2 protein-coding genes are annotated in these 1208 nt (G+C 74.2%); both read right to left on the reverse strand.

The genetic code is table 11. The features are described from left to right. A partial coding sequence (locus tag SJH88_RS19145; RefSeq protein WP_274755392.1) for an AMP-binding protein occupies positions 1-310 on the reverse strand: 310 nt, incomplete at its 3' end. After that, positions 307-957, reverse strand: coding sequence for a thermostable hemolysin (locus SJH88_RS19150; RefSeq protein ID WP_274755393.1), 651 nt, complete (start codon positions 955-957; stop codon positions 307-309). The genes SJH88_RS19145 and SJH88_RS19150, both read right to left, overlap by 4 nt. Positions 958-1208 lie beyond the last annotated feature (251 nt).

Here is a 1208-nt window from a genome sequence, read left to right on the forward strand (position 1 = left end):
CAGCGGGCGGCCGCGCCGGCACGGTCAGCACCGTGTCCACCCCGGCCACCGCCAGGGCATGGGCGATCTGGGCGGGCGTGAAGAAGGCGGGCAGCGGCACGTGCACCACCGCCGCATCCCGGGCGGCGGCATCGGCCACCACCCAGGCGGGGCCGTTGTCCAGCAAGCTGGCCAGCACCCGGGTGCCCAGGTGGCTGAACTGCCGGGCCATGTCGGCGCGCAGGTGGTCCAGCTCGGCGAAGGTCCAGCGCTGGCGGCCGTTGTCCAGCGCCACGGCGCCGGCGTGGTAGGGGGGCGGCATGCGGCTCATGTCGCCTCCCGGGTCATGGCGCGCACGCGGCGGGCCAGGAACTGGCGCAGTGAACGGCGCAGGTGGATGGCCAGCACCACCGGGGTGTGCTGGTAGTAGCTGCCCCAGTACTGCGCCTGGTCCCCCAGGGCATCGGGGTGTGCCGGGCCCAGCACCAGGGGCACCAGCCCCAGGCGCACCAGCATCAGCTGCAGCTCCTGCGTGACGGTGCCCACCACCCAGTCGAAGCCTTCGTGCAGCAAAAATGGGCCGAGCAACTGGACCAGGCGCCGGCCCTCGCCGCGGCGCGGGGCGGCCAGGTGGCCGACTTCCACGATTTGGGCGCGTGCCACGGGGCGGCCGGCCTGCGCGGCGATCAACTGCTCCACCGGGGCTTCGAGGTAGCTTTCCAGAAACAGCGGGCCATCGGCCGCGCGGCGGTAGCCGGCGGCGGCCAGCACCTGCCCGCCCTCGCGCAGGGCCAGCAGCACCGGGGCGAAGGCCGGAACCAGGGCGCCATAGCGCTGCGCGTAGGTCTGGCGGATGCACCGCTCGACCTCGGCGCGCTGCGGATCGCAGGGCGTGTGGGCCGTCAGGCGGCCCGCGACGGGGAAGGCGGAAGGCGGCTGCGGCAAGGCCGCAGGCGTGAGCGAGGAAGGTCCGAGCATAGGGGGAAACCGCCGGGGCGGCCCACGGAGAAGCGATGGGCGCCATGCTCGGCCCCGGCCCTTAACGCCAAATTAAGAGCATGCCTGGGGGGTATTCCACGCGCACCGCCCAGCGGACAGGGCGGGGGTGCGCTCACGACGCTGCCGAAGGCGGGGTCGTTGCGCTGGGCGCCAGCAGGCCCAGGCGCTTGGCCAGGCGCTGCAGGTTGGCGCGGTCCATCTGCAGCGCACGCGCAGCGGGCGCCAGCGTG

Origin of the sequence: Comamonas sp. GCA5 (assembly GCF_036541385.1) — a bacterium.
GTDB lineage: Bacteria > Pseudomonadota > Gammaproteobacteria > Burkholderiales > Burkholderiaceae_C > Comamonas > Comamonas aquatica.